We start from the raw sequence: 26,421 nt of genomic DNA on the forward strand, positions 1-26,421 counted from the left end.
TAAAAATTATATCAGGGGGTTATTGCGGCGGGGTCCCACCTCTTCCCATTCCGAACAGAGAAGTTAAGCCCGCTTGCGCCGATGGTACTGCAATGCAATGTGGGAGAGTAGGAGGCCGCCTTCTTTTAGAAGCGAGAGTGCTGGGGATAGAAATATCTTCAGCACTTTTCTGCATAATATCATTTACTGAAATAGGTGTTATCACATTCATATGTTCTACATTAAGAGATTTTTTATTTGGCTTGCCAGATGTAGATACAGTAGAGGATTTGGAATACAGTCCCCTAATGATTACTCTTTTGTGATGAATGTAATAAATGAACACGCTCCTTTTTATGCTTATTCAGACTTAGAGCAGTGTTTCCCACATGTTTATCGACGCAAACGACGAATGGCGGAACTCCTTCTTAGACTGGCAAACTGGCTGCAGCCGGAAAAGGTCGCCCTTTTATCAAATGTAGATCCCATATATGTAGAATATATAAAAGCGGGATGTAATAAGGCTATTGTCAGTGCTAACTGGAAGTCGAATGAAACGAAGATGTTTGTGATAGACAGAGATGCAGTAAACAGAAGCGTAGCAATAGATAGTGCTTATCCTTCGATAGATAGTATCTTGTCAACTGATGAAACAGTAATAGTGATTACTGATATTTATGGAACTAACAAATCGTTATGGAATGAGCTTTTGGAACTAGGGACGTCGATAATAATTTTCGACCTATATCATATTGGAATAATTCTATGCAAAAAGAACAGATATAAGATTAAGTATAATTTAAATTTGTAATTTTCTATGAGAATAACTAAAGTATATACTAAAACTGGAGATAAGGGCCAGACAAGTCTTGTTGGCGGTGTCAGGATAAGTAAGTCTGACATTCGTCTTGAATCTTATGGAACAGTAGATGAGTTGAATGCCCATATCGGTTTGTTGTGTACCGAGGTGTCAGACGACACCATTCTGTCGTTTCTTTACAGGATACAATCAAATCTTTTTGTTGTGGGAACGCATCTTGCCACAGACCAGTCGCAGACACCGCTATATGCGTCAGCCATACTCGATGTGAAAGAGATAGAAGTTGTAGAGAAAGAGATAGACAGCATATTGATTGAGCTGCCAGAATCTACAGGCTTCGTGTTGCCAGGTGGTGGAAAAGCCGGCGCATTGTGTCATGTGTGTAGAACCATTTGCCGTAGAGCCGAACGTCGTGTCATTTCTTTGTCAGAGCAAGCTATTGTAGGGGAAGAGATCATGCGATATTTGAACCGTTTGTCTGATTATTTTTATGTTTTGTCAAAAAAACTAAATATTATTGATAAAATAGAAGAAAAAACTTGGTGTAAACCTTGTAAATAGAAAATTATTTATTACTTTTGCGCCCAAAATAAGAACCCTAATGATATAATTATGTATTGGACACTTGAATTAGCATCAAAATTAGAGGATGCGCCATGGCCTGCTACAAAGGATGAACTGATAGACTACGCTATTCGTTCTGGCGCACCATTGGAAGTATTGGAGAATCTGCAGGAGATAGAGGATGAGGGTGATGTATATGAAAGTATCGAAGACATTTGGCCTGATTATCCTACGAAGGAAGATTTCCTGTTTAACGAAGACGAGTATTAATCAGTAGAAATAAAGGGTCGCTCTTTCTTAGAACGACCCTTTGTGGTTTTTCCCAGAAGTTTGAAGGTAATTAGAATATATATATTGTTACTGTCGTTAACGTATTGTTTGTACTCCAATGCACAGTATGACGTCCATTTTTCCCATTATTGGGCGATGGATTCATATTTTAATCCCGCAGCAGTAGGAAAGACAGACAAGCTGAATGTTACCGCGGCTTACTCTATGTCACTTGTCGGCTTTGAAAATAATCCCCAAACGTTCTATGCCGGAGGTGACATACCATTTTATTTCCTAAATTCGACGCATGGTGTCGGAGTGGTGCTGATGAATGACGACATCGGATTGTTTACCCACAAAAATTTTGCGGTGCAATATGCGTTTCACAAAAATCTCTTTGGAGGATCGTTAGGCATCGGTGTGAAATTGGGATTGCTGAGTGAAGGCTTTAATGGCACGGACTTGGATTTGGAGACTCCTGATGATCCTGCCTTCCCGACGGCTGATGTTACGGGAAATAGTATGGACATAGGTTTGGGCGTCTATTATTCACGAGGGGATTTGTATGCGGGACTATCTGCCCAACATATCAATTCGCCGAGAGTGGAAATAGGAGAAAAACAAGAAATTGATGTGTCGAGCAGCTATTATTTTACAGCGGGATACAATATTCGGCTAAGAAATCCGTTTCTATCTATACAACCCTCGATGTTGGCTTCTACCGATGGCGTGGCATGGCGCGTAGATTTGGGAGGAAGGTTGACCTATACGAACGACAAACGCAAGATGTATGCAGGTCTGTCTTATAGTCCCGCTAATTCCGTGTCGTTAATGGTCGGAGGAGATTTCCATGGAGTCCAAGTGGGCTATTGCTACGAGGCTTATACTACAGCGATGAGTTTGGGAAATGGCGGTCACGAGATCTTTATTGGATACCAGACGACGCTGGATTTGGGCAAGAAAGGAAAGAACCTTCATAAAAGCGTAAGATTGTTGTAAAAGAACAATGGAGTAAGGGTTGCGATAATAAGAAATAAATAATTGACTATATATATGAATATTCACAAGATTATAGTAGGCTTCTTCTTAGTGGCGGTTTCGTTAGCTGCTGCCTCATGCTTTGGTGGAAAGATGGTTTCGTCATCAGGCGGTGAGGTCACTGGTGTCTCGGGAAGAGCTTTTACAGAGCCCACTCCTTATGGGATGACGATGATAAAGCGTGGTCATCTACGGATGGGAATTGACAAGCCGGACAGCCTATGGGGCAGGCCGACGCCTGTCAAGGACATATCTGTAGAGGGATTTTGGATGGACGAACGTGAAGTGACCAATTCGCAATACAGGCAATTCGTAAACTATGTGCGTGACTCTATTCTCCGTGAGCGTCTCGCCGACCCGGCTTATGGCGGCGATGAGACGTATAAGATAGAGGAAGACAAGAACGGCGATCCTGTTACTCCGCATCTGAATTGGAAAAAGCCATTACCCCGAAAGCCAAACGAGGATGAGCAGCGAGCCTTTGAGAGCTTGTATGTAACAAATCCAGTGACCGGCGAGAAACTGCTTGACGCAAGCCAGCTAAACTATCGTTATGAGATTTACGACTATGCAGAAGCCGCAAAAAGAAAGTATCGTCTTAATCCTGCCGATAGGAACCTGAATACAGATATTACAGTTAATCCAAATGAGCAGGTGTGGATATCTAAAGACACTGCATATATTGACGACGAAGGAAAGATTATCCGCCAGACCATCAATAGACAGTTGACCGGTCCGTGGGATTTCCTTAATACATATATAGTGAATGTTTATCCCGATACGACCTGTTGGGTGAATGACTTCCCTAATTCAGACAACGAGGCATACCTAAGGTATTATTTCAGCAATCCCGCATACAATGACTATCCGGTAGTGGGAGTGACATGGGAACAGGCCAACGCTTTCTGCGCTTGGCGTACCGACTATTTGCTGAAAGGCCTGGGAGCGGCGGCAAAGTATGTGCAGCGGTATAGGCTGCCCACCGAGGCCGAGTGGGAATATGCAGCACGAGGCAAGGACCAGAATGAGTTCCCGTGGGACAACGAGGACGTAGCTTCGGGAAAGGGATGCTTCTATGCTAATTTCAAGCCCGACAACGGGAACTATACGAAAGACGGGAACCTGATAACCAGCCGCACGGGTATCTATCAGCCCAACAGTAATGGACTTTACGACATGGCGGGTAATGTGGCAGAGTGGACGAGCACAGTATATACTGAAGCCGGCGTGGAGGCGATGAACGACATCAACCCGCAGTTAAAGTACAACGCGGCAATAGAAGACCCATACAGACTGAAGAAGAAAAGCGTGCGTGGAGGTTCGTGGAAAGACCCTGAGTCGCATATTCGTTCGGCGTGGCGTTCTTCGGAATATCAAAATCAGCCGCGCTCTTATATTGGATTCCGGTGTGTGCGTAGCCTTGCAAATACAACGAGTCAGAAATCAAAAAAATCAAAGAAGTGATATGACAGCATATAGTAAATATAATATAGTATATCTTCTGCAGAAATGGATGGACAGCGTGCCTGGACAGACGTTTCTGAATTATGCCTATAGTTGGGGCGCGTCTATCGTTATCCTCGGAACACTGTTTAAGTTGACTCATTTGCCTGGTGCCAACATAATGTTGTATCTGGGAATGGGAACAGAGGTGGTGGTGTTTTTCCTTTCAGCCTTTGACCGCCCGTTTGACAAGACAGCAGACGGGATGGATCTTGCCTTGCATACTGAGGATGAGTCTTCTGAGAATGCTCCGAACACATCTTTTGGAGCGGTTGCAGGTGGAACAGTTGTGGGCGTAGCTATGCCGGCAGGAGCAGTAGTTGGCGGAGCAGCCATAGTGTCAGCCAATGCGGGTGATGCGGTGATGCCAGATGCGGCATGTGTGTCATCTGTGTCATCTGTTGTGCCACAGGCTGCGCCAGACTTATCGGAAGTGTTCTCTTCTACAGGAATGAAGGAAGCAACAGATAGCTACATCACAGAACTGAACAACCTGTCTGAGATGTTGAAGCAAGTCGCCGACCAAAGCCAGCGTCTGACACGCGACTCGGAGGAAATGGAAAACCTCAACCGCACGTTGACAGGCATCAGCCGAGTCTATGAGATGCAGTTGAAGAGCGCCAGCGCTCAAATAGGCACCATCGACGAGATCAACGAGCAATCGAAGAAGATGGCAGAACAGATAACCGAGCTGAACAAGATATACGCTCGCATGATAGAAGCAATAAAAGTTAAAGCTTAGGAATGGCAATAAAAAAACGTCCTGTATCTCCACGCCAAAAGATGATAAACCTCATGTATGTCGTCCTGATGGCAATGTTGGCGCTAAACGTGTCAACAGAGGTGCTCAATGGCTTTTCAATCGTCGAGGCAAGCATAAATCGCACTACGGCGAACGCCTCGAAGGAAAACCAGCGTATATACAACTCTTTCGTGGAACAGCTAAAGTCGAATCCCGCCAAGGTGCAACAATGGTACGAAAAGGCGCAGGTGGTGAAGAAGATGAGCGACTCGTTATACAATTTTGCCGAGGAGTTGAAGATTGCTATCGTAAAAGAGGCTGACGGAGAGAAGGGTGATATACACGATATAAGGAACAAGGAAGACCTGGAGTCGGCCAACCAAGTGATGCTGGCGCCGGGGCGTGGCCGTGGCAAGGAGTTGTATGACGCCATCAACTCGTTCAGGGAAAGAATCCTTTCGATGACAACCGACGAGTCGCAGCGCAAGATCATATCCAGCAACCTCACCACGCAACTTCCCGACAACGCCTTGACGATGGGCAAGAACTGGCAAGAATATATGTTTGAGGACATGCCAGTGTCGGGTGCCGTCACGCTTTTGTCGAAGTTACAGTCAGACATCAGGTATGCAGAAGGGGAAGTGCTTCATTCCCTCGTGTCAAACATTGATGTGAAGGACATTAGGGTAAACTCTCTGAAGGCATTTGTCATACCAAATGCCCAAACTATAGTGCGAGGCGACAAGCTTTCCGCACATATAGTAATGGCAGCCGTAGATACGACCCAAGTGCCGGACATATATATAGGCAACCGCAAGATGACCTTGCCTGACGGACTTTATGAGACTGTATGCGGACGTACTGGAGACTTCACCCTTGCAGGATATATAGAGATGCTAAACGGCAGTGGCGAAAGGATAAGGCGCGATTTCAGCCAGAAATATACTGTGGTAGATCCTTCCGCTACCGTGTCGGCCGACCTGATGAATGTGCTTTATGCCGGATATAGCAATCCGATAAGCGTCAGTGTCCCGGGTGTGCCGTTAAATAAGGTACAAGCCACGATGACAGGAGGAACGCTACAGCCTGTGGGAGCCGGTAGGTATATTGCTCGTCCGACCTCGGTGGGTAAGGATGTTACAATTACGGTTTCTTCTACCAATACAGGTCGTGCCCAGCAAATGGGACAGTTTACGTTCCATGTAAGGAAACTCCCCGATCCTACTGCATATATCTCCCTGAGCGACGAGCACGGCAATCCCATGCGCTATCGTGGAGGAGCGATGTCTAAAGCCAATCTTATGGCCGTGGACGGCATAGGGGCTGCTATTGACGACGGCATCCTTGATATAGGCTTTAAGGTGTTGAGCTTTGAGACCGTCTTCTTCGACAACATGGGAAATGCAGTGCCGATGGTGAGCGAAGGGTCGCGTTTCTCAGCGCGTCAGAAAGACACTTTCCGTAAGTTGCAGCGCAACAGACGTTTCTATATTTCCAGGGTCACGGCAATTGGCCCGGATGGGATACAGCGAAAACTGACGACATCGATGGAAGTCATTGTAAAGTGACGAGGGAAAGATCCCAGATATAATAATCAATAACGACAGAACAATATGAAGAGAATAGTCTTATTAATAGCAATCATATTCGCATTCGGCACGGCTATGGCCCAACCGAAGTCACGCAAGAACGACACTAAGAAAAAGAGTGCGCCTTCCAATGGTATGACAATAAGGGCACGTGAGATGTTTCCGACGGCTGTCGGTATGCCAGAGGATGTGGTTTGGAGACGCGATATCTATCGTGAACTCGACCTTACTAAAGAGGCTAATGCGTCGTTGTATTATCCCGTAGAGCCGGTGGGTAAAGAGATGAACCTCTTTACTTATGTCTTTAAGTTGGCGTTGTTTGGCTATATCCCGGTTTACGAGTACCGTCTCGACGGAAGCGAGGTGTTTAGCGATTCGTCGAAGGTGGACATCAAGACGATATTGGACAACTACCACATCTTCTATGAGATGAAAGACGGGAAAGTGAGAGTGGACAACAGCGATATACCGTCGGCAGAGGTTAAGTCCTACTACCTGAAAGAGAGCGCGTATTATGATGAGTCAAATTCCACGTTCCGCCGGAAAGTGATAGCGTTCTGTCCAATTATGGTGCGCGACGACGATTTTGGCGGCGAACCATCGAAGTACCCTTTGTTCTGGGTGAAATATAGCGACGTATCCTCGTATCTCAGCCGTCAGATGATACAGGCCAGCAGCACTAACAATGCCGCAGTGATGAGTATCGACGACTATTTTACACTGACACGCTATGACGGCAAGATATATAAGACCAACAACCTCCTCGGACGAACACTGGCCCAGTATTGTCCTACCGACGAGGACATGGTAAAGGAACAGAAGAAGATAGAGAAGGAATTGGCTGATTTCCAGAAGAACCTCTATGGCGACCAGGCAAAGAAAGACTCGCTCGACAGCATAGCCAAGCTCGACCCGAAGATGACGAAAGAGAAGGTGAAGAAAGCCAAGACCTCGCGCAGGAGTTCGTCCTCTTCTGAAAAGGTAAAGAAAGCCAAGACTCCAAGAAGCTCGTCCTCGGGCGGCGGAGCTGCAAGGGTCACCGTGAGAAGGGAGAGACATTAAAATATGTAGTTTTATTTTATTAAATAGTTATGAAAAGTAATAGACTAATAACAGCAGTTGCCGCATTGTGCATGATGATGGCAGCAATCCCGTCTATGGCACAGGTGAAGTTCGGTGTCAAGGGAGGACTTAACGTCACAAAGATGAGTGTTTCGTCAGATGTATATTCTGCAGACAACAACAATGGCTTCTTTATTGGCCCTACGATAAAGTTTACCCTTCCTATTGTAGGCCTTGGAGTAGATGCCGCCGCGTTATACGATGAGCGCAAGGGAACTCTCTATATTGAAGATATGGTTGGTAAGAAAAGTAATGACGTGAAGTTCAAGAGCATTAACGTTCCTGTAAACCTGCGTTGGAATATCGGTCTTGGCAGTCTTGCCGGCATATATCTTGCCGCAGGTCCACAGTTCGGTTTCGCCTTGGGCGACTTCAGCGACACTTGGGACAGTGATTCTTACAAGAAGGAGAACATGAACGTGAGCATCAACGTCGGAGCCGGACTCAGCCTGCTGAAACATCTTGAACTCGGTTTCACATATAACATCCAAACTAAGGACAGCTATACCATCACCGAAGACTATGCCGGTGGCAACCGAGGTCGAGAAATTACCAACATAAAAACTAATGCATGGCAGATTTCTGCCGCTTATTACTTCTGATTTAGTTAAATAAACATAAATATTTCGGGCTGCAAGGGTACTTTCTTTTTCTATTAGGTGAAAAGTTAGTACCTTTGCAGTCCGATTATTTAGGGGAAGACTTAGAGCCCCTCGGATTGCTGTGTTAATAGCAATGCCTTTGGCCGGGCATGGCGGTTAGTGAATCAGCGTCCAAATAAGAAAGAAATGTTTTTTAGTAGTAAAATTTAAAAATTAAAAATGAACACTTTAAGTTACAAGACTATTTCCGTCAATAAGGAAACAGCTCAGAAGGAGTGGGTAGTAATCGACGCTACCGACCAGATTGTTGGTCGCCTCTGCTCAAAGGTAGCTAAGCTCCTCCGCGGAAAGTACAAGCCAACTTTCACTCCCCACGTAGATTGTGGAGACAACGTAATCATTATCAACGCAGCTAAGGTTGTGTTCTCTGGTAAGAAAGAGACTGATAAGGTTTACACACGTTATACTGGCTATCCAGGTGGTCAGCGTTTCAACACTCCAGCAGAACTTCGCAAACGCGAGGGCGGTGTTGACAAGATCATCCGTCACGCCGTAAAAGGTATGTTGCCAAAGGGTCCTCTTGGTCGCAGCTTGATGGACAACCTCTATGTATATGAGGGAACAGAGCACAAGCAGGAGGCTCAGAAGCCAAAGTCAATAGATATTAACCAGTATAAATAATTAAGGTAGAATGGAAATAATTAATGCAATTGGTCGCCGAAAGAGTGCTGTAGCACGTGTGTACGTTAGCGAAGGTACAGGTAAGATTACGATCAATAAGAGAGACTTAACAGAGTTTTTCCCATCAGCTATCCTTCAGTATGTGGTAAAGCAGCCTCTGGAACTGCTTCAGGTAGCTGAAAAATACGATATCAAGGCTAACCTCGACGGTGGCGGTTTCACAGGTCAGAGCCAGGCCCTCCGCCTCGCTATTGCCCGCGCATTGGTAAAGATAAACGCCGAGGACAAGAAGGCACTCAAGGATCAGGGCTTCCTCACTCGTGACTCACGTGCTGTTGAGCGTAAGAAGCCAGGTCAGCCAAAGGCACGCCGTCGCTTCCAGTTCAGTAAGCGTTAATATTGGCTATCGTTTAGTATCTAAACTGGCTCGACTCCTCGATATAATCGGGAGAGGACTACCCGCCAGTTGGTTCTAACAAACAGAATTAAAAAAGAAAGTAAACAACAAATTTAAGCATTTAAGACAATGTCAAGAACAAATTTTGATGCGTTGCTTCAGGCTGGCTGTCACTTTGGCCACCTCCGCCGCAAGTGGAACCCAGCAATGGCTCCTTATATTTACACCGAACGTAATGGTATTCACATCATCGACTTGCACAAGACCGTAGCTAAGATTGACGAAGCTGCAGAGGCTCTCAAGCAGATAGCAAAGTCAGGTAAGAAAATATTGTTCGTCGCTACTAAAAAACAGACTAAGGACGTGGTAGCTGAGAAGGCTGCCAGCGTAAACATGCCTTACGTTATCGAGCGTTGGCCAGGCGGTATGCTCACCAACTTCCCGACAATCCGCAAGGCTGTCAAGAAAATGGCGAACATCGACAAGCTGATGAACGATGGTACATACTCAAACCTCTCTAAGCGTGAGTTGCTGCAGATCACTCGCCAGCGCGCCAAGTTGGAGAAGAACCTCGGTTCTATTGCAGACCTTACACGTCTGCCTTCTGCACTCTTCGTTATCGACGTTTGCAAGGAGTCTATCGCAGTGAAGGAAGCTAACCGCCTGGGCATACCGGTGTTCGGTATCGTTGACACCAACTCTAATCCAAAGGACATCGACTTCATCATCCCAGCTAACGACGACGCAAAAGACAGCGTAGAAATCATCCTCAACGCTTGCTGTGGCGCTATCGCAGAAGGATTGGAGGAGCGTAAGGTAGAGAAGGCTGACGAGAAGGCTGCCGAGGCTCAGGGTGAAGAGGCTGCTGAGGGCAAGAAGCGCGGCGCTCGCAAGGCTCGCAAGGATGCTCCCGCAGAAGCAAATGAAGAGTAATAAATGAAGGATGTAGAATTCTTTATTTGTTCAATTCTCCAATTTTCAAATTATTAATACAAAAGATTTATGGCTTACAAACCAAATATGGAAGACATCAAGAAGCTCCGCACTATGACTGGTGCTGGACTCGCTGATGTCAAGAAGGCTCTCACTGAGAGTGAGGGTGACTTTAACAAGGCAATGGAAATTATCCGTGAGAAGGGTCAGGCTATAGCTGCAAAGCGTTCTGACCGCGAGACTTCTAATGGTTGTGTTCTCGTTAAGGCTGTTGAGGGTTTTGCAGCTATCGTAGCCTTGAAGTGTGAGACTGACTTCGTTGCCAACGGAGCTGATTATGTAAAGCTGACACAGGATATTCTCGATGCTGCCGTTGCAGCAAAGGCTAAGAGCCTCGACGAGGTTAAGGAACTGACTATTGCTGATGGAACAAAGGTTCAGGATGCTGTAGTTGCTCGTTCAGGTATCACTGGAGAGAAGATGGAGCTCGATGGCTACAACTTCATCGAAGGCGACAATGTTGAGGTTTACGATCACATGGGCAAGCACACTCTCTGCACAATGGTTCAGACCAATAAGGAGGCTAAGGAGCAGGGTCACGCTATTGCAATGCAGGTAGCTGCCATGAAGCCAGTAGCACTCAACCAAGAGTCAGTTCCTCAGTCTGTTATCGACGAGGAGATTCGTGTGGCTGTAGAGAAGACTAAGCAGGAGCAGGTTCAGAAGGCTGTTGAGGCCGCTCTGAAGAAGGCTGGTATCAACCCAGCACACGTTGACTCTGAGGATCACATGGAGTCTAACATGGGCAAGGGATGGATCACTGCTGAGCAGGTTGCTAAGGCAAAGGAAATAATTGCTACAGTGTCTGCAGAGAAAGCTGCAAATCTGCCTGAGGCTATGATTCAGAACATCGCAAAGGGTCGTCTGAACAAGTTCTTCAAGGAGTCTTGCCTCTTGAACCAGGAGTTCATTCAGGACAGCAAGCTTTCTGTTGCTGACTATCTGAAAGCTGCTGACAAGGAGCTTACAGTAGTTGACTTCAAGCGTTTCACTCTCGCTGCAGAATAAAACTTACTCACTAGTATAATAAGGAGACCGCATCGAATAGTTATTCGGTGATGGTCTCCTTCTTTTTTTTGACGTTACCCAATGCTTACTCCGTCTTAATTGGCTTTTATTCATACTTCTGCATAAACGTTGTTGCCCTCTCTTATGGCTTCATTGTGCATCTTTATCCATAGCATCTTTATTACAAAAAAAAGTAAGCAGGAAAAGTAGGGTAAACCTGTTCTCTTCTTTCCTGCTTACATCAAAATGATAAGTGAATAAATGATTGATCAACCTTATGCCTTATTATACACTCATAATGTCCTTTTATCTTTGTCGTGTGCAAAGTTATGAATTAGTTGAGAAATACTGATGACAATTAGACAAAAAGGAGTGCCAATTAGACAAAAAGGTGTGATAACCAATCAAAAATCCACTTTAGTGATGTATTTATCCACCTTTCGTGTAACAAAATCTATAATTCTCTACTCTCAAAAAGCATTTTGATACGCAAATAGCTACGCACGGAACCAAAGCCGCTGGCAATGGCAATCTCGAGATTATTGGCCTCTGGATGCTCTTCCTGATAATGAATGGAGTATTCAATTCTCAGAGTGTTGATATAACTATAGAAAGAGGAGAAACGCTTGCGGAACACGATGGAGAGATATGTGCGGTTGGTGCCGATGCACCGTGCAAGATCTTCGCGCTTGAAGCGTGAGTCGAGGAAAAGTCTTTGTCCTTCTACTGCTTTGCGTATCTGTTTTTCAATTTGGTTGAGCATTGTTTCTGTCATCTCTACATTAGACTGAATGTTGTCTATGTCTTCCAATTTCTCGCTTTGACTGCCCTGGGAATTGTTGATGGTCTTAGCCATTGTGTTCTCAATGGAATGGCATTCCGTACGATGAGGATGGAGAATGAAAATGAGGATACCCACTGATACGACAGAAAGAATGATATTCAGACAGGCAAGAACTGTCTCATTGTCAGCAATGAATACGATGAACGACAATGTCCAGAGCGACAACGGCAGGAAGACGACTCCTTTTGCGAAGTGGATAGGAAAGTCGTCTTCGTTAGAGTATTCGCCGTAGAGGAAATCCTTTATGCGCTTGAAAAGATTAGTGGTGATAAATGTTAGGTCCGTCAGCACAAGCAGTGAGACGATGACAGCCGTGACAGAGACTAACGTGTAGTAGTCTTCAAGATAGTTATCTCCAATGCAGGCCAGGATAAACAACGGGAGAAACAGAATGCTTGGTATCAGGCCTATGGCACAATAGTGTATTATTCTCCTTCTGATGTCGATGAAAAAATAGTTTTGCAAAGCCACGGCGCCGAACGAGGGGATATAGATGATATAGAAGCATCTCGTAAATAGCCACGTGTCTGGACTATCCCAGTGGAACAGATACGGAGTGAGTAGGAGGACGGCAAAGAAATATCCGGTGACGAACCTGCGTGAAGGATAGAAATAGTCTGGATTCTGATCGTATGGATGGCAGAGATGAAACCATCTGACAATGGCAACGATGACCGATGTGACTATAGCAATGAGAGTTGCCGAATAACTGTATAGAGACCAATTCATACCTTTATTTTTTATATGTTGTGTTTGTGCTTAATGTTTTCTTCCTCTCAAAGTCTGCAGCACTACGCTGAGGATGACGAGGGCAATGCCCGCATAGAACGAGAGGTTGAGCTCACGTACCTCCCCAAAGAAGAGGAAAGCAAGAAGAATGGTGTAACACGGCTCAAGATTATAGGTGAGATTGACTGTGAAGGCAGAGAGCTGTTTCAGTGCTTGGATCTGTAACAGGTACATGCCGATGGTACAGAACAGGGCATGGCAGAGCATCCACCATAGGTTAGAACCTGCAGGTATGACAATGACATCTTGTCCGGCAGGGAATACCATCAGGTAAAATGGAATGATGATGCTCACGCCAAAGATACCACCGCTCATCTGATACATGAGCATTGTCCGCGAGCGAACGCCCACGCTCACCTTCTTGTTATATATGGCATAGAGGGCGCACGCAGCCGACGACACCACGCCGATGGATATGCCGTAACGATAGCGTGCGTCGAACGAGAAGATGCAAAGTAAGCCAGCAACGGTGATGAGCGAGAGCAAGAGCTCTGCCCAAGACACGCGGCGGCGAAATATCATCGGTTCGAAGATGGCGGTAAAGAATCCCACGAGTGCAAAGCACACCACACCGATAGACACGTTGCTCGCCTTTATCGAACAGTAGAACAGCATCCAGTGAAGTCCCAACAGTGCGCCGCATCCGGCTATCTGCAGGAACTTCTTCCATCCTACGCGAGGTAATCCGGTGAACACCATAAGTATCAGCGAGGTGAAAAACATGCGATACCAGACTATGTCAACCTCGTTGAGCGTAATCAGTTTGCCGAAGAGACCGGTGAAACCAGCCAGAAACACGCTTAGATGGAGTTGGATGAACGCCTTGTTTTCTCCTACATGTAGCCGAGCCATCTCAATACGTCATTGAGGTTAGCGACTACCATGAGCAAGATAAGGATACCGAAACCGACATATTCAGCACGTATCATAAACGTCTCGCTGGGCTTGCGTCTCGTGATTATCTCGTAGATGAGGAAAAGGACGTGACCGCCGTCGAGTGCGGGAATGGGAAGCAAGTTCATGAAGGCAAGCATGATGCTGATGAACGCCGTCATTTTCCAGAATACGTACCAATCCCACGATGCGGGAAAGAGGCTTCCAATGGCTCCAAAGCCTCCGAGTGATTTTGCTCCGTCGGCAGAGAAGACATATTTCAGGTCATCAACATATCCTGAGAGTACGCCGATGCCGTAAGATATGCCGGCAGGAATGCTCTCGAAGAATCCGTATTCCACGGTTTTGGGTTCGTAGAGCATCTGCAGCGGACGACAGAAGAATCCAACGGTGAGTTGTGGAGTGAGTGTCACGTTGAGTGTGTCGAGCGCTTTTGTCCCTGCTTTCTCCACCACGAGTACCGCCTTGCGGGCTTTCATGCTGTCTGCTGGAGACTTAGCCACAGCCATCATGTCGCTGAGTCGTCCAATATGTTCGGTAAACTCATTAAACGACCCAACTGTCTTGCCGTTGATGCCAATAATGCGGTCGTTTTTTGCCAGTCCCACCTGTTCAGCCGGAGAACCTTTCGCCACCGAATCCACCTCGCATGGAATGAGCGGGCGGCAGAAAGGCGGGTCAGTCTTGAGCATGCCAAGGAGGTTGATCTCTCCCGGCAGGGTGATGCGTTGTTGCTTGCCGTCGCGTATGATGTCGGCATATTTTGCTTCAGACAGGTCGCGGAACATGTCGGCACTGAAGTCCTTGAACTCCCCCTTGTCGGTACCGACGAGGATGTCACCGTCCTTGAATCCGAGAGCTTTAGCTTCGGTATTGAACCTCATGCCGTGTGTCATGTCCTTCACAGGGATATAAGTGTCGCCCCAATGGAACAGGATCATTGAATAAATAAACAGGGCAAGGAGGAAGTTAAACAGCACGCCACCAATCATTACCAGCAGGCGTTGCCATGCGGGCTTGGTGCGGAACTCCCAAGGTTGGGCAGGCTGTTTCATCTGTTCGGTGTCAAAACTCTCGTCTATCATGCCAGCTATCTTGCAGTATCCTCCGAGAGGTAGCCAGCCTATGCCATAGGTGGTGTCGCTTTTTTTCGGTTTGAACTGGAAGATGTGGAACCATGGGTCGAAAAAGAGGAAGAACTTCTCTACGCGTATGCCAAAGATTTTGGCAAACATGAAGTGTCCGCCTTCGTGTATAAGAATCAGGATTGATATTGCCAGAACAAACTGCAGTGCTCTGATGAGGAAAATCTCCATAAATGATAAATTATATTAGATGAATAAATCGTTACTTATAATTTGAGCAATTCTTTTGCTACTCTTCTTGCCTCTTTGTCGGTGGCCACATAAACATCGTAGTCAGGATTGGTGTCGAAAGATACGGTGTTCATGGCCTGTTCTATCACGTCTGCCATTTGGAGGAATCCGCAGCGGTCTTCGAGAAACGCCTTGTTGACTATCTCGTTAGCGGCGTTGAGGATACAAGGCATGTTGCCTCCCTTTCTGATGGCTTCAAACGACAATGCAAGGCAGCGGAATTTCTCAAGGTCGGGCTTGAAGAACTCCAGCGGACGGCTGAAGAGGTCGAGGCGGTCGCCTGTGAGGTTGAAACGTTTTGGGAACGAGAAGGCATATTGTATCGGCAGACGCATGTCGGGCACGCCGAGTTGCGCCTTCACGGCTCCGTCGGCAAACTGTACGGCGCTGTGTACGATAGACTGCGGATGTACAAGCACTTCTATCTTGTCGGCATCGATGCCGAAGAGCCATTTTGCCTCAATCACTTCAAATCCCTTGTTGATCATCGATGCTGAGTCGATGGTGATCTTCTTGCCCATGTTCCACGTGGGATGCTTCAAAGCATCGGCTTGTGTGACGTTGGCCAACTGCTCCATGGTAAACGTGCGGAACGGACCTCCGCTTGCCGTAAGCAGTATCTTCTCAATCTCGTTGTCACCTTCGCCCACGATGCTTTGGAAGATGGCCGAATGTTCGCTGTCAACGGGCAGGATGGCCGCATGGTTTTGCTGTGCCAGCTGACATATGAGAGCGCCAGCTACCACGAGTGTCTCCTTGTTGGCCAGGCAGATGGTCTTGTGAGCCTTTATAGCGTGTATTGTGGGCGAGAGTCCTGCGAAGCCCACCATGGCTGTCAGCACCATGTCAATGGGTTGCGCCTCGACGATCTCGTCGATGGCCTTTGTACCGGCATATACCTTGATGTCTGGCTCACTGGAAAGCAGCGATGTGAGTCGATCGTAGTGCGACTCATTGGCAATTACCACTGCCGCCGGTTTGAACTTGATGGCCTGTGCGGCAAGTTCTTCCACTCTGTTGTTGGCTGTGAGGCAATATACCTCATAGAGATCGCTGTGTTCCTCTATCACCTTGAGCGCTTGTGTGCCGATGGAGCCTGTTGACCCCAATATGGCTATTTGTTTCTTTTTATCCATTAGTATTTATCCTTTTGTCATATTTGTAGAAGACCTTCCGGCAGTTGCATTATGAGCAGTCGCCTTGTATGGTCGATATTTACGATGAGATCGTAGGCTGCGGGGATGAGTTGTCCGTTGTCGAGGGTAAGGAGCACGTTTTCCGTGGAGTCGTCGGCATCAACAATCTCTCCCACTGCCTCACCCATGTCTTCCTTACCGTCGTCTCCCGTGGTGTTGATGAGCGTGTAGCCCACTATTTGGCTCCATGTCATCTCCCCATCGTCCTCGTCGGCCAGCGAGCGTGGGAAAAAGACGTCGCATCCGGTTATCTCAGCCGCTCTTTCGAGAGAGTCGATATCGCAGAATTTCACGAGGGCATTTTCGTCACTACGGAACCTGTACTCTTCCATGAAGAAAGGCACGAGGATACCGTCGATGTCGAGAATGAGATATTCGGCATCAACCCTGTCGAACACGTCGTCGGAAAAGCGCAGTCCCACTTCGCCTTTCACGCCGTGAGGCTTGCCTATTTTGCCTATTTTAAATACTTCTTCCTTTCTTATCATTGTCAGTTGGGGAGTCTTTCTATTTTCGCGCCTAATGCATTGAGTCGGGTTTCGATGTTCTCGTAACCACGGTCAATCTGTTCGATGTTGTCAATGCGGCTGGTTCCGGTGGCGCTCATTGCCGCTATGAGCAAGGCGATGCCTGCACGAATGTCGGGGCTGGCCATCCTGCCGCCTCTGAGAGTGCGCATGTGGTCGTGTCCCACCACCACGGCCCTGTGTGGGTCGCATAGGATGATCTGTGCGCCCATGTCTATGAGTTTATCGACGAAGAACAGACGGCTCTCAAACATCTTTTGGTGGAAGAGCACGCTGCCGCGCGCCTGGGTCGCCACGACGATGAGTACAGAGAGCAAGTCGGGAGTCAGTCCTGGCCATGGCGCATCTGCCAGCGTCATGATGGTGCCGTCAATAAACGAGTCTATCACCAAGTGTTTCTGGTGTGGTATGACGAGGTCGTCGCCTTCGATGTCAATCTGCACGCCGAGTCTTCTAAACGCCTCGGGAATGATGCCGAGGTTTGGCACCGAGACGTCTTTTATCCTTATCCCGTCACCCACCATGGCAGCCATGCCGATAAACGATCCCACCTCAATCATGTCGGGCAGGATGCGGTGTGTTGTGCCGTGCAGTGTCTCTACACCCTCGATGGTGAGCAGGTTGCTGGCTATGCCGCTTATCTTTGCCCCCATGCTATTCAGCATCTTGCATAGCTGTTGTATATAAGGTTCGCAGGCGGCGTTATATACCGTTGTCGTTCCTTCAGCCATGGCAGCGGCCATGATGATGTTGGCAGTACCCGTGACCGAGGCTTCGTCGAGTAGCATGTTGCATCCTTTCAAGTGGTCGGCATTTATCTCATACACGTTCCTGTTGTCAATATGGCGGAATCTTGCGCCGAGATATTTAAATCCGAGGAAGTGAGTGTCGAGACGGCGTCGGCCTATCTTGTCGCCACCTGGTTTAGTAATGATAGCCTTATGGTATCTGGCGAGCAATGGACCTATCATCAGCACGCTACCTCTTAGCGACGCACATTTCTTTACGAACTCGTCACTCTCGAGGTAGTCGAGGTTCACTTTGTCAGCCTTGAATGAGTATTTGTTCTTGTCCAGTCTCACGGCTTTCACTCCGATGTCTTTCAACAGCAGGATAAGGTTGTTGATGTCTCGGATATCGGGGATGTTTTCTATCGTCACTTCCTCTGCAGTGAGCAGTGAGGCGCAGATTACCTGCAGAGCCTCGTTTTTTGCTCCTTGAGGTCTTATCTCTCCTGAGAGGGCGTGTCCGCCTTCAATTATGAATGCTGCCATTTGTGTGTGAATATGAGAGTTACTTCTTTTTCTTTTTCTTGCCTTGTTGCTGCTGCAGATCGTCTTTTGTTATCTTGCAGAACTTAAACTTACCAAGGTCGAGTTGTATTACGCCGTCGGTAAGGCGCGCCAGATCGTCTGCCACTTTCTCGTCGTCTATTGAGCCGTGTCCCCATTGTATGAGGTCGCGCTTCATTTGGTTGGCGGTTATTGCGGTGAGTTGGTCGCGTTCGTCTCCTGGCTCCATCTCTTTGAGTTTTTCGACGAGCTCCTCGACAAGTCTTCCGTAGTGCCTGAATCTTATGCTGTAAGTCTTTCCCGGGATGGCCATTGGTTCTGGCTTTTGGAGAATGTGTTCTGCATTGCTGATGTCGTATGGCCAGTCGATGTCGAGCTTTTTCCTGCCTATGAGATATAGATGGTCCCAGAGGGTCTTGTAATAATCCTCGTCGTCGAGCATCTGAGGCGCTTTCGTCGCCATCATTTTCACTATGGTGTGTGCGCATCTGAGGCGTTCCTTCTTGTCAGGAATGCTGATTGCGTGGTCCACCATGTTTTGAATCTCTCTTCCATATTCCGGGAGCACGAGCTCTTCTCTCTTTGTATTGTAGTCCAATCCGTTTGTTTTCATTTCTATATGTGTTTTGTGGTGGTTGTGCTATGTCGCCACCTTGATTATTTGACAGAGTGCTTATAATAGCTTCTTCGGCATTTTTGCCACAAAGTCTTTCAAGTAATATGGCACAAAGTATGCCACGTCCTCATATTCTCCGTTCATCATTTTTCTCTCAGCCAAAGGCATCATCCATTTTGCAAGGGGATGGATATCTGCCAGGAAGCGGGCGTTAGGATGTCTGATTACCTCCTTGCACTTCTCAGCTCCGTTGCCGAAGAAGTAGATGGGCTGTCGGTCGAGCAGAACTTTGTATGTGTTTTCATCCACGATGTCGGCCTGTGTGGGTCTTATCTCTCTCAGTGAACGGTCGAAGATGGCTGCATATACCTCCATGCGCCTTGCGTCGAGCATTGGGCATAGCAAGGCGGCGTCTTCTATCATCTCTCGCAGGAGGATGGGTACGCACATAAGTTTCAGCGTCGGGACAGAAAGGAGCTTGATTCCATGACCATAGCAGATGCCTTTTGCCATCGATACGCCTATGCGAAGTCCCGTATATGAGCCAGGTCCTGAGCTCACTGCCACGGCATCCACGGGAATGGCATGACTGTCGGCAAAGGAAAGGGCCTCGTCAACAAACGAGCCAAGTACCACGGCATGGTTTGGCCCATTGAAATCTTCTTTACTGAAAATGCATTGGCCGTCTTCGCTGACAGCCACTGAGCATACGTTAGTGCTTGTTTCAATATGTAAAATACACGACATAATTTGATAATCTCTTTGTATCAAGTCGCAAATTTACTGCTTTTTCCGCCAAAAATGGCAGATTTATAAGAAATTAACTATATATATTCAAATATTTTGTGTAAGTTTGCACCAAAAATCAATACTTCTATGAAACAACCTATGGATTTTCTGTCTTTTCATCACCATCATGGCGACGGATACAAAATGAAAAAAGTGGCGTTAGCTTGTCCTCACGACGCGCACACTCAAGAGGTGATAGTCAAGGCTCTCGAATGTGGATTGGCGAGATTTACGCTTTTTGCCCATGCTGACCTTCAGCCGTCTTTTGCCAATGCCGTAGCCGCATATCAAGAGCGGGTGACAGTCGTGTCGTGTGCCGATGCTGAGGACGCGGCACGTAAGGCTGTGGCCGAGGTGAAAGCGCATCGAGCCGACATTTTGATGAAAGGATCGCTCAATACTGACGTGCTGCTGCGTGCCGCACTCGACAAGCAGACGGGCATACTTGAATCAGGGCGTGTGATGTCTCATATCGCCGTCTCACACATTCCCGGTCGTGAAAAACCCTTGGTGTTTTCTGACGCTGCCGTCATCCCGCGTCCCACGCTCGGACAGTTTGACGCTATCGTTAGCTATTGTGTCGAGGCGTGCAGGAAGATAGGCGTGTCACGTCCAAAAGTAGCGTTGATAAATTTCTCGGAAAAGGTAAATCCAAAATTCGAGCATACGTTGTCTTATCAGGAGATTATCCGCAGGGCAGAGAATGGCCGGTATGGCGATGTCGTGATCGGCGGACCAATGGATGTGAAGACCGCATGCGACGCTGAAAGCGGAATGATAAAAGGTATTGTCTCTCCGGTGGTGGGCAATGCCGACATTCTCATCTTTCCAAATATTGAGAGCGGCAACACGTTTTACAAGACCATTTCTCTCTTTGCCGATGCCATTACTGCGGGATGGCTTGTGGGAACAGAAGTGCCTGTGGTGGTTTCATCACGTGCCGATAGCGTAGAATCAAAGTTCAGTAGTTTAACTTTAGCTTGCTTGCAATGAAAGTTTTAGTAATCAATCCAGGCTCCACTTCCACGAAGTTGGCCATATACCGCGACGGTCGTCCCGTGTGGATGTCTGGCGCCCATCATCCCGTCCACGAACTCAACAGGTTTGCTACCGCATGCGACCAATACGAATATCGCATGCAGTTTATCCGTAAGCGCATAGCAGATTCCGAACTCCCCATTAAGTTCGACGCTGTCATAGCGCGTGGTGGACTGTTGAAACCGCTCGAGGGAGGCGTCTATCGTGTCAACGAACTCATGAAGCACGATCTGCGTCATGCCGCCATGGACCATGCCTGTAATTTAGGCGCATTGCTGGCCGACGAACTGGCAAGGGAAGCAGGTTGCGACGCATATATCGCAGACCCCGTTGTGGTCGATGAAATGGACGAAATTGCGCGATTTACTGGTATTCCTGATATTCGCCGCAAGTCGGTGTTTCATGCCCTCAACAGCAAGGCAGTGTCGCGCCGTTACGCTTCTGCCATAGGAAAGAACTACGAGGATCTGAATATTATCGTAGCCCATATCGGCGGAGGAATATCTGTAAGTGCTCACCGTAAAGGCAGAGTGGTGGATGTGAATAACGCCCTTGATGGTGAAGGTCCTTTCTCCACCGAGCGTGCTGGTACTATCCCGGCCGGACAATTGGTCGAGATGTGTTTCAGCGGTAAATACTCCCGTCAGCATATCATGAAGATGATACAGGGACGAGGCGGTATGACAGCATATTTAGGTATTAACGATATGATTACTATTTCGGCTGAAGCAGAGAAAGGAGAGGAGCCGCACAACACCCTTCTCAATGCCATGCTTTATACCATCGCCAAACAAATTGGTGCCATGTTTGTTGCCCTCGATGCTTTTGTAGATGCTATCATCCTCACTGGTGGCATTGCTCACAGCAATTATTGCATGACGATACTGCGTCAGCGTGTAGAACGTCTGGCTCCCGTCTTCATTCTTCCAGGAGAAAATGAGATAGAGTCGTTGGCTTTCAATGCTTTCGGTGTCTTGAATGGCAAAATAAAGGTAAAAGAGTATTGCTAATGCTCAAGTTATGTTTCTACCATCGTGGTCGATACATTACAGTTTTCTCTATCACAACGATTACTTCTTGGAGAATCCCTCTGTTGCTTGTAAGTCGTTCGACAACTCTTTGAAGAAGTCATGACCAAGTGCGCAACATACCTTCTGCAAAAGATCGACACCAATATTATCGCGCTTGAACATGTTGTAGATGTTCGAGCGCTCACATGAAATTTGGGAGGCAAGCCAAACAACGTTATGTCCCTGTAATTCCAACACTTCCTTTATTCTTTTCCCTATGTGCATAGTATAGTTATTTTGTTTTTTAGATAAGTATATATCTGTTGGCAAAGGTATGAAATAATTTCCAAAAAAAATCCCCCTCCCCTGAAATTTTAACAAAGATTAATCATTGACAAATCCATTTTGTTCCGTTTGTAGGTAATGTATAACTAGTTGACGAATACGAGTTGATAAAAATGAACGAACGACTTGACATTTTATCAACTTGTTATTCGTCAACTTTTGATGTGTGTCAACTTAATTACATTGCGAATGCATTGAAGCCACCATCAACCACTGCTACTGTACCGGTGACAAACTTTGATGCGTCAGACATCAGGTAGTGGATAGTGCCGCAGAGCTCTTCAGGGTCGCCCATGCGTCCGAATGGAGTCTGTCTGATAACGTCCTGTCCGCGCTGTGTGAACGTGCCGTCGGGATTGGTCAACAGCGAGCGGTTCTGCTCGGTGATGAAAAATCCTGGCGCAATAGCATTTACGCGTATGCCTTCGCCAAACTTCTTTGCACATTCTGTAGCCATGAATGCAGTGAAGTTGCTGATGCCAGCTTTTGCAGCTGCATAGCCGCATACACGTGTCATTGGACGGAAGGCAGCCATCGACGAGAAGTTGATGATCGAGCCCTTGCCTTGTGCCACCATTGGCTTCAGAAATACCTGTGTAGGAATGACGGTGCCAGTGAGGTTAAGGTTGAGCACAGTCTGGAACTGCGATGCCTCGAGGTCGAAGAAGTTTTGGCTGGGTGCGATGGTTGCTCCTTTCATATTGCCTCCGGCAGCGTTGAGCAACGTGTCGATACGTCCATATTTCTCTACTATATAGTCACAGTTTTGCTGTACCACCTCTTGGTTCATTACGTCGGTTTTAAGGAATTCGCATTGTCCTCCAGTCACCTTGATGTCGGCGACTATTTCTTGGCCCACTTCTTCCTTACGTCCGAGAATTACGACTTTGGCTCCGTTGAGAGCCAGATACTTTGCGATGGCGCGACCCAGCACGCCCGTTCCGCCCGTTATTACGGTAACGTTATCTTTTATGTCAAATAAATTTTCCATAAGTATGTTTTTATAAGTTAATGAGTTGACGATTGACGAGTAAACAAGTTGTTTGTTATATTTCCGTTGTTACGCTTGGATACACAACTTGTCAACTCGTCAACTTGTTTTTTCGCAAGCCCAAGCTAACTCCTTGTCAACTAAGTTATCTTTCAATCAAAGAATCCTGGCTGTTTGTATTCAATGCCCAGTTCACGATCTACGGTGGCGAGTATGCCCTGTACTTGTCCGAGTGCAAACATACGTCCTAAGAACGAATATCCAGCATTATATCCGCGGCTTTCGTCTCCCAGCATCGTCATTCCGTGGTCAACACGCATTGGCAGATTCGGGTTCTCCTTTTCAAATATGCGACACAGTTCGATGATGTCGGCACGTCCGCCGAGATGCGACGCCTCTGTGAAGTCGCCATTAGGGAAGATGTGGCATGAGCGCAGGTGGACAAAGTGTGTGCGGCTTGCATATTTGCGGGCAAGTCCGACAACATCATTCTGGATTCCCGCGCTGAGCGAACCAGCGCAGAACGAGAGGCCATTATGGGGATTGTCAACAGCAGAGAGGAACCATTCGATGTCCTCGTCAGAGTTTACTATACGTGGCAGTCCGAGCACGGGGATTGGTGGGTCGTCGGGATGCACGCACATGTTTATTCCCGTTTCCTCACACACAGGCATGATAGCCTCAAGGAAATACTTCATGTTCTCGCGTAGCTTGTCCTTGTCGATGCCTTTGTAAAGGTCGAGGAACTGGCGGAACAGTTCTATAGGATGCTCGTCGTCCTCGTGGAAGTTGCCGCTTACGAAGCCCTGCGTCTTGATCACGATATTCTCCACAAGCTTATGGTCTTTCTCGGGAGTCATTGTCTTCGCCAATTCGTCAGCCTCGGCCAGCACGTCACGTCCTGGGAAGCGGTTGAAGGCAGCCCATTCCTCTCTTGCGCCCTCGCGTTTGAGGATATAGATGTCGAAATAGGCAAATTCGGCATAAGAGAAATACAGGTTTGACGAGCCGTTAGGATTCTCGTGCAGAAGGTCGGTACGTGCCCAGTCAAGCACAGGCATGAAGTTATAGCAAATACACTTCACACCCTCAGCGGCGAGATTGCGCATAGAAGTCTTATACACCTCGATCTGTTCGTCGCGGTCTGGTCCGCCATACTTTATGGTCTCCACCACGGGCAGACTTTCCACCACCGACCATCTCATACCGTAAGACTCGATATATTCTCTGAGGTCGCGTATCTTCTCGCGTGTCCATACTTCGCCGAGCGGTACGTCGTGCAATGCCGTTACGATGCCTTCGACACCGATTTGTTTTAGCATGGCAAGAGTGATTTTATCGTTCTTGCCAAACCATCTCCAAGTTCTTTCCATTGTTTTTTATTATTATCGTTATATCTTTCAGTTTAAACCGCGCAAAGATAGTGTTTTTTTCTCTTTCCACCTTGTTTTTTATTACTAAAAAAGAATAATAGATACAAATTCTAAAGTATATGTATCAAATACAAATGTCATAAAGTATGTTTTGGCTGTATCGAACTGCGATGTACCAATCTGAAGACCATCAAGACTATTAATTGTAATCGGGCGACAATATCATTATTACAAGAGAGAATTAATCATTATGGGTACCAAGATGAATACATTTTAGATAGACTTTGGAAGCCTATATGTCATGATTAGCTGACATATAGGCTCTCTTGTTATATTGTCTTCATTGGCAGTAAGATTAATAACCTTAATGCCGCAAGATTAATAACCTTAGTGTCGCAGGGTTATTAACCTTATCAGCAATGAAACCGAATGGCATTGGCAGTGCTGCAATTATTATCGAAGATGCTTGTTGAAGAAGTCGAGGACGTGCTGCTGGGACTTCTTTCCGCAGCTGTGGGGCATGTCCCATAGTTGGGTGTCAAGCTTGTCGCCGGCTCCCTGGCTCGCCCATGTGTCGTGCATTATACGAAACGCCTTCTTCACTCCTGCCACGGGGAAAAGTTTGTCCTGCGAGCCGTTGATGAAGAGCATCGGCTTCGGACAGGCTATGCTTGCCACGTGGGGATAGTCAAGCCAGCAACGCAAGCCGGGGATGCAATTCGCAAAGCCGCCGTTCTCGGTGCGGTCGTACTTAAACGACATCTGCTCGTCGGTGGTCACCATCCAGCACACTGCTGCTCCCGCGCTGATGTGGTCGCTTAAGGCTGACAGCATCCACGCACGGTAGGCTCCCATCGACCATCCTGTACAGCCAATCCTGCCGCTATCGACCTCCGGCATCGAGGCGAGATAGTCGGTGGCGGCAATGTCGTCGTAGGTCATCCACGCGCTGAGGTCGATGCCATACATCATCATGTTGCCTGCAATCATGTCGTATCTGTCCCTTCTCGCGCCTTCCTTCTGTCCACGCTCGCCCCACATCGGAGCGTCGGTTGATAGCACCACATAGCCATTGCGGGCGAGATAGTCGCCGAAGAACTGTCCCTCGTAGCCGACAGCCCATTCCTCCGCATCAATTTTCACGTCAGGGTCTTCACACGCCAAAGGACGAATCATCTTCTCCTTGCCTATAAAGAGGTGGGCTCCATGGTCGTGAAGAAGATTGACGGCAGGGAATGGTCCTTTGCCGTCAGGTATTAACACGTATGCAGGCACTGTATAGTATCTCGACAGGCTGATTTCAATCTTACGTGCCGTATAGCCGTCGCGTCGTTCCTCACTGATCACCTTCGCCTTGTAGCCGTCGGCTGGTGGAGGTGGCGGCATGAGCATGCAGTCGAACACTTTTTGCCGCGCCATACGCTTCCATTTCACGAAGTTCTTCACCTTGCTGTTGCCCCAAGCCATAGGATAAGTGAGGTCGGCAATGAGCGAGTCGGCATATACTGGCAGGTTGCGCATGAACTCATATTTCTTCCGTTTCTGTGCCGCTGTCGCCGTAGCGGGGATGTTTACCATTACCTTCTTATGGTCCTTGTCGGCATTGTTGTGTATATGCATCTGCACGTTCTCCACACCTTCCATAGGATCCACGTCGCTGACCTTTACGCTGACCTTTTCTTTGAATGTCAGTCGAGCGATGAGGTCGTCAGCCCTTTGTTGCGGGGGTAAGGACACGTTCTTGTAGGGTAATGTTTTCGCGTAAGCAAAGCCTATGGCAAGCAAACATCCCCAAAAAGTAGTATATCGTTTTTTCATATTTGTTGATTTTTGATAGTAGTTGTTGTTATACGGATGCAAATATACAAACAAAAAACTACACTACCAAGCGTTTCCACCTTTTTTACCTTAATTCCGCAACACTATAGTTTAACATTATTTATAAGTGCCTGAGCAACAAAAAGTTGCCCAGGATTTTGCCATGTCAGAATTTTCACTTACCTTAGTGTTGCGAAAAGAAGACAAGCAAAACT

Annotated in this window: 27 protein-coding genes and 1 rRNA gene; 16 read left to right on the top strand and 12 right to left on the bottom strand. The window is 47.3% G+C overall.

What is annotated here, in order from left to right:
* Positions 1–11: 11 nt before the first annotated feature.
* The 14 genes from rrf to tsf all read left to right on the top strand — a co-directional run bounded on the left by rrf (position 12) and on the right by tsf (position 11,308).
* Positions 12–124, top strand: a 5S ribosomal RNA gene (gene rrf, locus CIK99_RS10645).
* Positions 125–301: 177 nt separating this feature from the next.
* On the top strand, positions 302–790 hold the full coding sequence (locus tag CIK99_RS15610; RefSeq protein WP_216822802.1) for a hypothetical protein: 489 nt from the start codon (positions 302–304) through the stop codon (positions 788–790).
* A 6-nt stretch (positions 791–796) separates the two neighbouring features.
* Entirely contained in the window at positions 797–1,360 is a 564-nt protein-coding gene (locus CIK99_RS10655; RefSeq protein WP_094381489.1) for a cob(I)yrinic acid a,c-diamide adenosyltransferase, read from the top strand.
* A gap of 51 nt (positions 1,361–1,411) precedes the next feature.
* Positions 1,412–1,633: a DUF2795 domain-containing protein gene (locus CIK99_RS10660; protein WP_021852076.1), complete on the top strand. Its 222-nt coding sequence runs from the start codon at positions 1,412–1,414 to the stop codon at positions 1,631–1,633.
* Between the two features lie 42 nt (positions 1,634–1,675).
* Positions 1,676–2,632: a type IX secretion system membrane protein PorP/SprF gene (locus CIK99_RS10665; protein WP_371591026.1), complete on the top strand. Its 957-nt coding sequence runs from the start codon at positions 1,676–1,678 to the stop codon at positions 2,630–2,632.
* Between the two features lie 54 nt (positions 2,633–2,686).
* Entirely contained in the window at positions 2,687–4,135 is a 1,449-nt protein-coding gene (locus CIK99_RS10670; protein WP_094381491.1) for an SUMF1/EgtB/PvdO family nonheme iron enzyme, read from the top strand.
* Position 4,136: 1 nt separating this feature from the next.
* A complete protein-coding gene (gldL, locus tag CIK99_RS10675) occupies positions 4,137–4,916 on the top strand; it encodes a gliding motility protein GldL (protein ID WP_094381492.1) in 780 nt (259 codons plus the stop codon).
* Between the two features lie 2 nt (positions 4,917–4,918).
* The gene (gene gldM, locus CIK99_RS10680) at positions 4,919–6,484 is read left to right on the top strand and encodes a gliding motility protein GldM (RefSeq protein WP_094381493.1); all 1,566 of its coding nucleotides are present in this window, start codon (positions 4,919–4,921) and stop codon (positions 6,482–6,484) included.
* 45 nt (positions 6,485–6,529) lie between these two features.
* Complete coding sequence (gene gldN, locus CIK99_RS10685; RefSeq protein ID WP_094381494.1) at positions 6,530–7,567, top strand: gliding motility protein GldN; 1,038 nt, start codon at positions 6,530–6,532, stop codon at positions 7,565–7,567.
* Positions 7,568–7,596: 29 nt separating this feature from the next.
* Positions 7,597–8,229 (top strand): porin family protein, encoded by a 633-nt coding sequence (locus CIK99_RS10690; protein ID WP_094381495.1) that lies wholly within the window; start codon positions 7,597–7,599, stop codon positions 8,227–8,229.
* Positions 8,230–8,448: 219 nt separating this feature from the next.
* Positions 8,449–8,910 (top strand): 50S ribosomal protein L13, encoded by a 462-nt coding sequence (gene rplM / locus CIK99_RS10695; RefSeq protein ID WP_094381496.1) that lies wholly within the window; start codon positions 8,449–8,451, stop codon positions 8,908–8,910.
* A 10-nt stretch (positions 8,911–8,920) separates the two neighbouring features.
* Positions 8,921–9,307: a 30S ribosomal protein S9 gene (gene rpsI / locus CIK99_RS10700; protein ID WP_094381497.1), complete on the top strand. Its 387-nt coding sequence runs from the start codon at positions 8,921–8,923 to the stop codon at positions 9,305–9,307.
* A 129-nt stretch (positions 9,308–9,436) separates the two neighbouring features.
* The gene (gene rpsB, locus CIK99_RS10705; protein ID WP_094381498.1) at positions 9,437–10,240 is read left to right on the top strand and encodes a 30S ribosomal protein S2; all 804 of its coding nucleotides are present in this window, start codon (positions 9,437–9,439) and stop codon (positions 10,238–10,240) included.
* Positions 10,241–10,309: 69 nt separating this feature from the next.
* Complete coding sequence (tsf, locus tag CIK99_RS10710) at positions 10,310–11,308, top strand: translation elongation factor Ts (RefSeq protein WP_094381499.1); 999 nt, start codon at positions 10,310–10,312, stop codon at positions 11,306–11,308.
* Between the two features lie 454 nt (positions 11,309–11,762).
* Here the strand turns inward: tsf and CIK99_RS10715 are convergent, their stop codons facing one another.
* The 8 genes from CIK99_RS10715 to tsaB are packed head-to-tail and all read right to left on the bottom strand — an operon-like array spanning position 11,763 to position 19,589.
* On the bottom strand, positions 11,763–12,881 hold the full coding sequence (locus CIK99_RS10715) for a helix-turn-helix domain-containing protein (protein ID WP_094381500.1): 1,119 nt from the start codon (positions 12,879–12,881) through the stop codon (positions 11,763–11,765).
* Positions 12,882–12,911: 30 nt separating this feature from the next.
* Positions 12,912–13,793 carry a DMT family transporter gene (locus tag CIK99_RS10720; protein WP_094381501.1) on the bottom strand — a complete coding sequence of 294 codons (882 nt, stop codon included), beginning with the start codon at positions 13,791–13,793 and terminating at the stop codon, positions 12,912–12,914.
* Positions 13,775–15,151, bottom strand: a complete 1,377-nt coding sequence (rseP, locus tag CIK99_RS10725; RefSeq protein ID WP_094381502.1) for an RIP metalloprotease RseP — start codon at positions 15,149–15,151, stop codon at positions 13,775–13,777. Before rseP ends, CIK99_RS10720 begins: the two co-directional genes overlap by 19 nt.
* A 35-nt stretch (positions 15,152–15,186) precedes the next feature.
* Positions 15,187–16,347 carry a 1-deoxy-D-xylulose-5-phosphate reductoisomerase gene (locus tag CIK99_RS10730; RefSeq protein ID WP_094381503.1) on the bottom strand — a complete coding sequence of 387 codons (1,161 nt, stop codon included), beginning with the start codon at positions 16,345–16,347 and terminating at the stop codon, positions 15,187–15,189.
* 17 nt (positions 16,348–16,364) lie between these two features.
* A complete protein-coding gene (gene rimM, locus CIK99_RS10735; protein WP_094381504.1) occupies positions 16,365–16,895 on the bottom strand; it encodes a ribosome maturation factor RimM in 531 nt (176 codons plus the stop codon).
* A 2-nt stretch (positions 16,896–16,897) separates the two neighbouring features.
* On the bottom strand, positions 16,898–18,208 hold the full coding sequence (murA, locus tag CIK99_RS10740) for a UDP-N-acetylglucosamine 1-carboxyvinyltransferase (protein WP_094381505.1): 1,311 nt from the start codon (positions 18,206–18,208) through the stop codon (positions 16,898–16,900).
* Between the two features lie 19 nt (positions 18,209–18,227).
* Positions 18,228–18,839: a DUF4290 domain-containing protein gene (locus CIK99_RS10745; RefSeq protein WP_094381506.1), complete on the bottom strand. Its 612-nt coding sequence runs from the start codon at positions 18,837–18,839 to the stop codon at positions 18,228–18,230.
* Positions 18,840–18,899: 60 nt separating this feature from the next.
* Complete coding sequence (gene tsaB, locus CIK99_RS10750; RefSeq protein ID WP_094381507.1) at positions 18,900–19,589, bottom strand: tRNA (adenosine(37)-N6)-threonylcarbamoyltransferase complex dimerization subunit type 1 TsaB; 690 nt, start codon at positions 19,587–19,589, stop codon at positions 18,900–18,902.
* Positions 19,590–19,718: 129 nt separating this feature from the next.
* On the opposite strand from tsaB, the gene CIK99_RS10755 reads away from it, so the two are divergent.
* Positions 19,719–20,624 carry a phosphate acyltransferase gene (locus tag CIK99_RS10755; RefSeq protein ID WP_094381508.1) on the top strand — a complete coding sequence of 302 codons (906 nt, stop codon included), beginning with the start codon at positions 19,719–19,721 and terminating at the stop codon, positions 20,622–20,624.
* Positions 20,621–21,679, top strand: coding sequence for a butyrate kinase (buk, locus tag CIK99_RS10760; protein WP_094381509.1), 1,059 nt, complete (start codon positions 20,621–20,623; stop codon positions 21,677–21,679). The genes CIK99_RS10755 and buk overlap by 4 nt, the downstream gene beginning before the upstream one ends.
* Before the next feature lie 60 nt (positions 21,680–21,739).
* Here the strand turns inward: buk and CIK99_RS10765 are convergent, their stop codons facing one another.
* The 4 genes from CIK99_RS10765 to CIK99_RS10780 form a co-directional block, all read right to left on the bottom strand.
* A complete protein-coding gene (locus CIK99_RS10765) occupies positions 21,740–21,964 on the bottom strand; it encodes a hypothetical protein (RefSeq protein WP_144007974.1) in 225 nt (74 codons plus the stop codon).
* Between the two features lie 238 nt (positions 21,965–22,202).
* A complete protein-coding gene (locus CIK99_RS10770) occupies positions 22,203–23,015 on the bottom strand; it encodes an SDR family oxidoreductase (protein WP_094381511.1) in 813 nt (270 codons plus the stop codon).
* 152 nt (positions 23,016–23,167) lie between these two features.
* Complete coding sequence (gene uxuA / locus CIK99_RS10775; RefSeq protein ID WP_094381512.1) at positions 23,168–24,388, bottom strand: mannonate dehydratase; 1,221 nt, start codon at positions 24,386–24,388, stop codon at positions 23,168–23,170.
* Positions 24,389–24,841: 453 nt separating this feature from the next.
* Positions 24,842–25,966 carry a dienelactone hydrolase family protein gene (locus tag CIK99_RS10780; protein WP_094381513.1) on the bottom strand — a complete coding sequence of 375 codons (1,125 nt, stop codon included), beginning with the start codon at positions 25,964–25,966 and terminating at the stop codon, positions 24,842–24,844.
* Positions 25,967–26,421: the final 455 nt, after the last annotated feature.

It is taken from the genome of Prevotella sp. P5-92 (genome assembly GCF_002251245.1).
Classification (GTDB): Bacteria; Bacteroidota; Bacteroidia; order Bacteroidales; family Bacteroidaceae; genus Prevotella.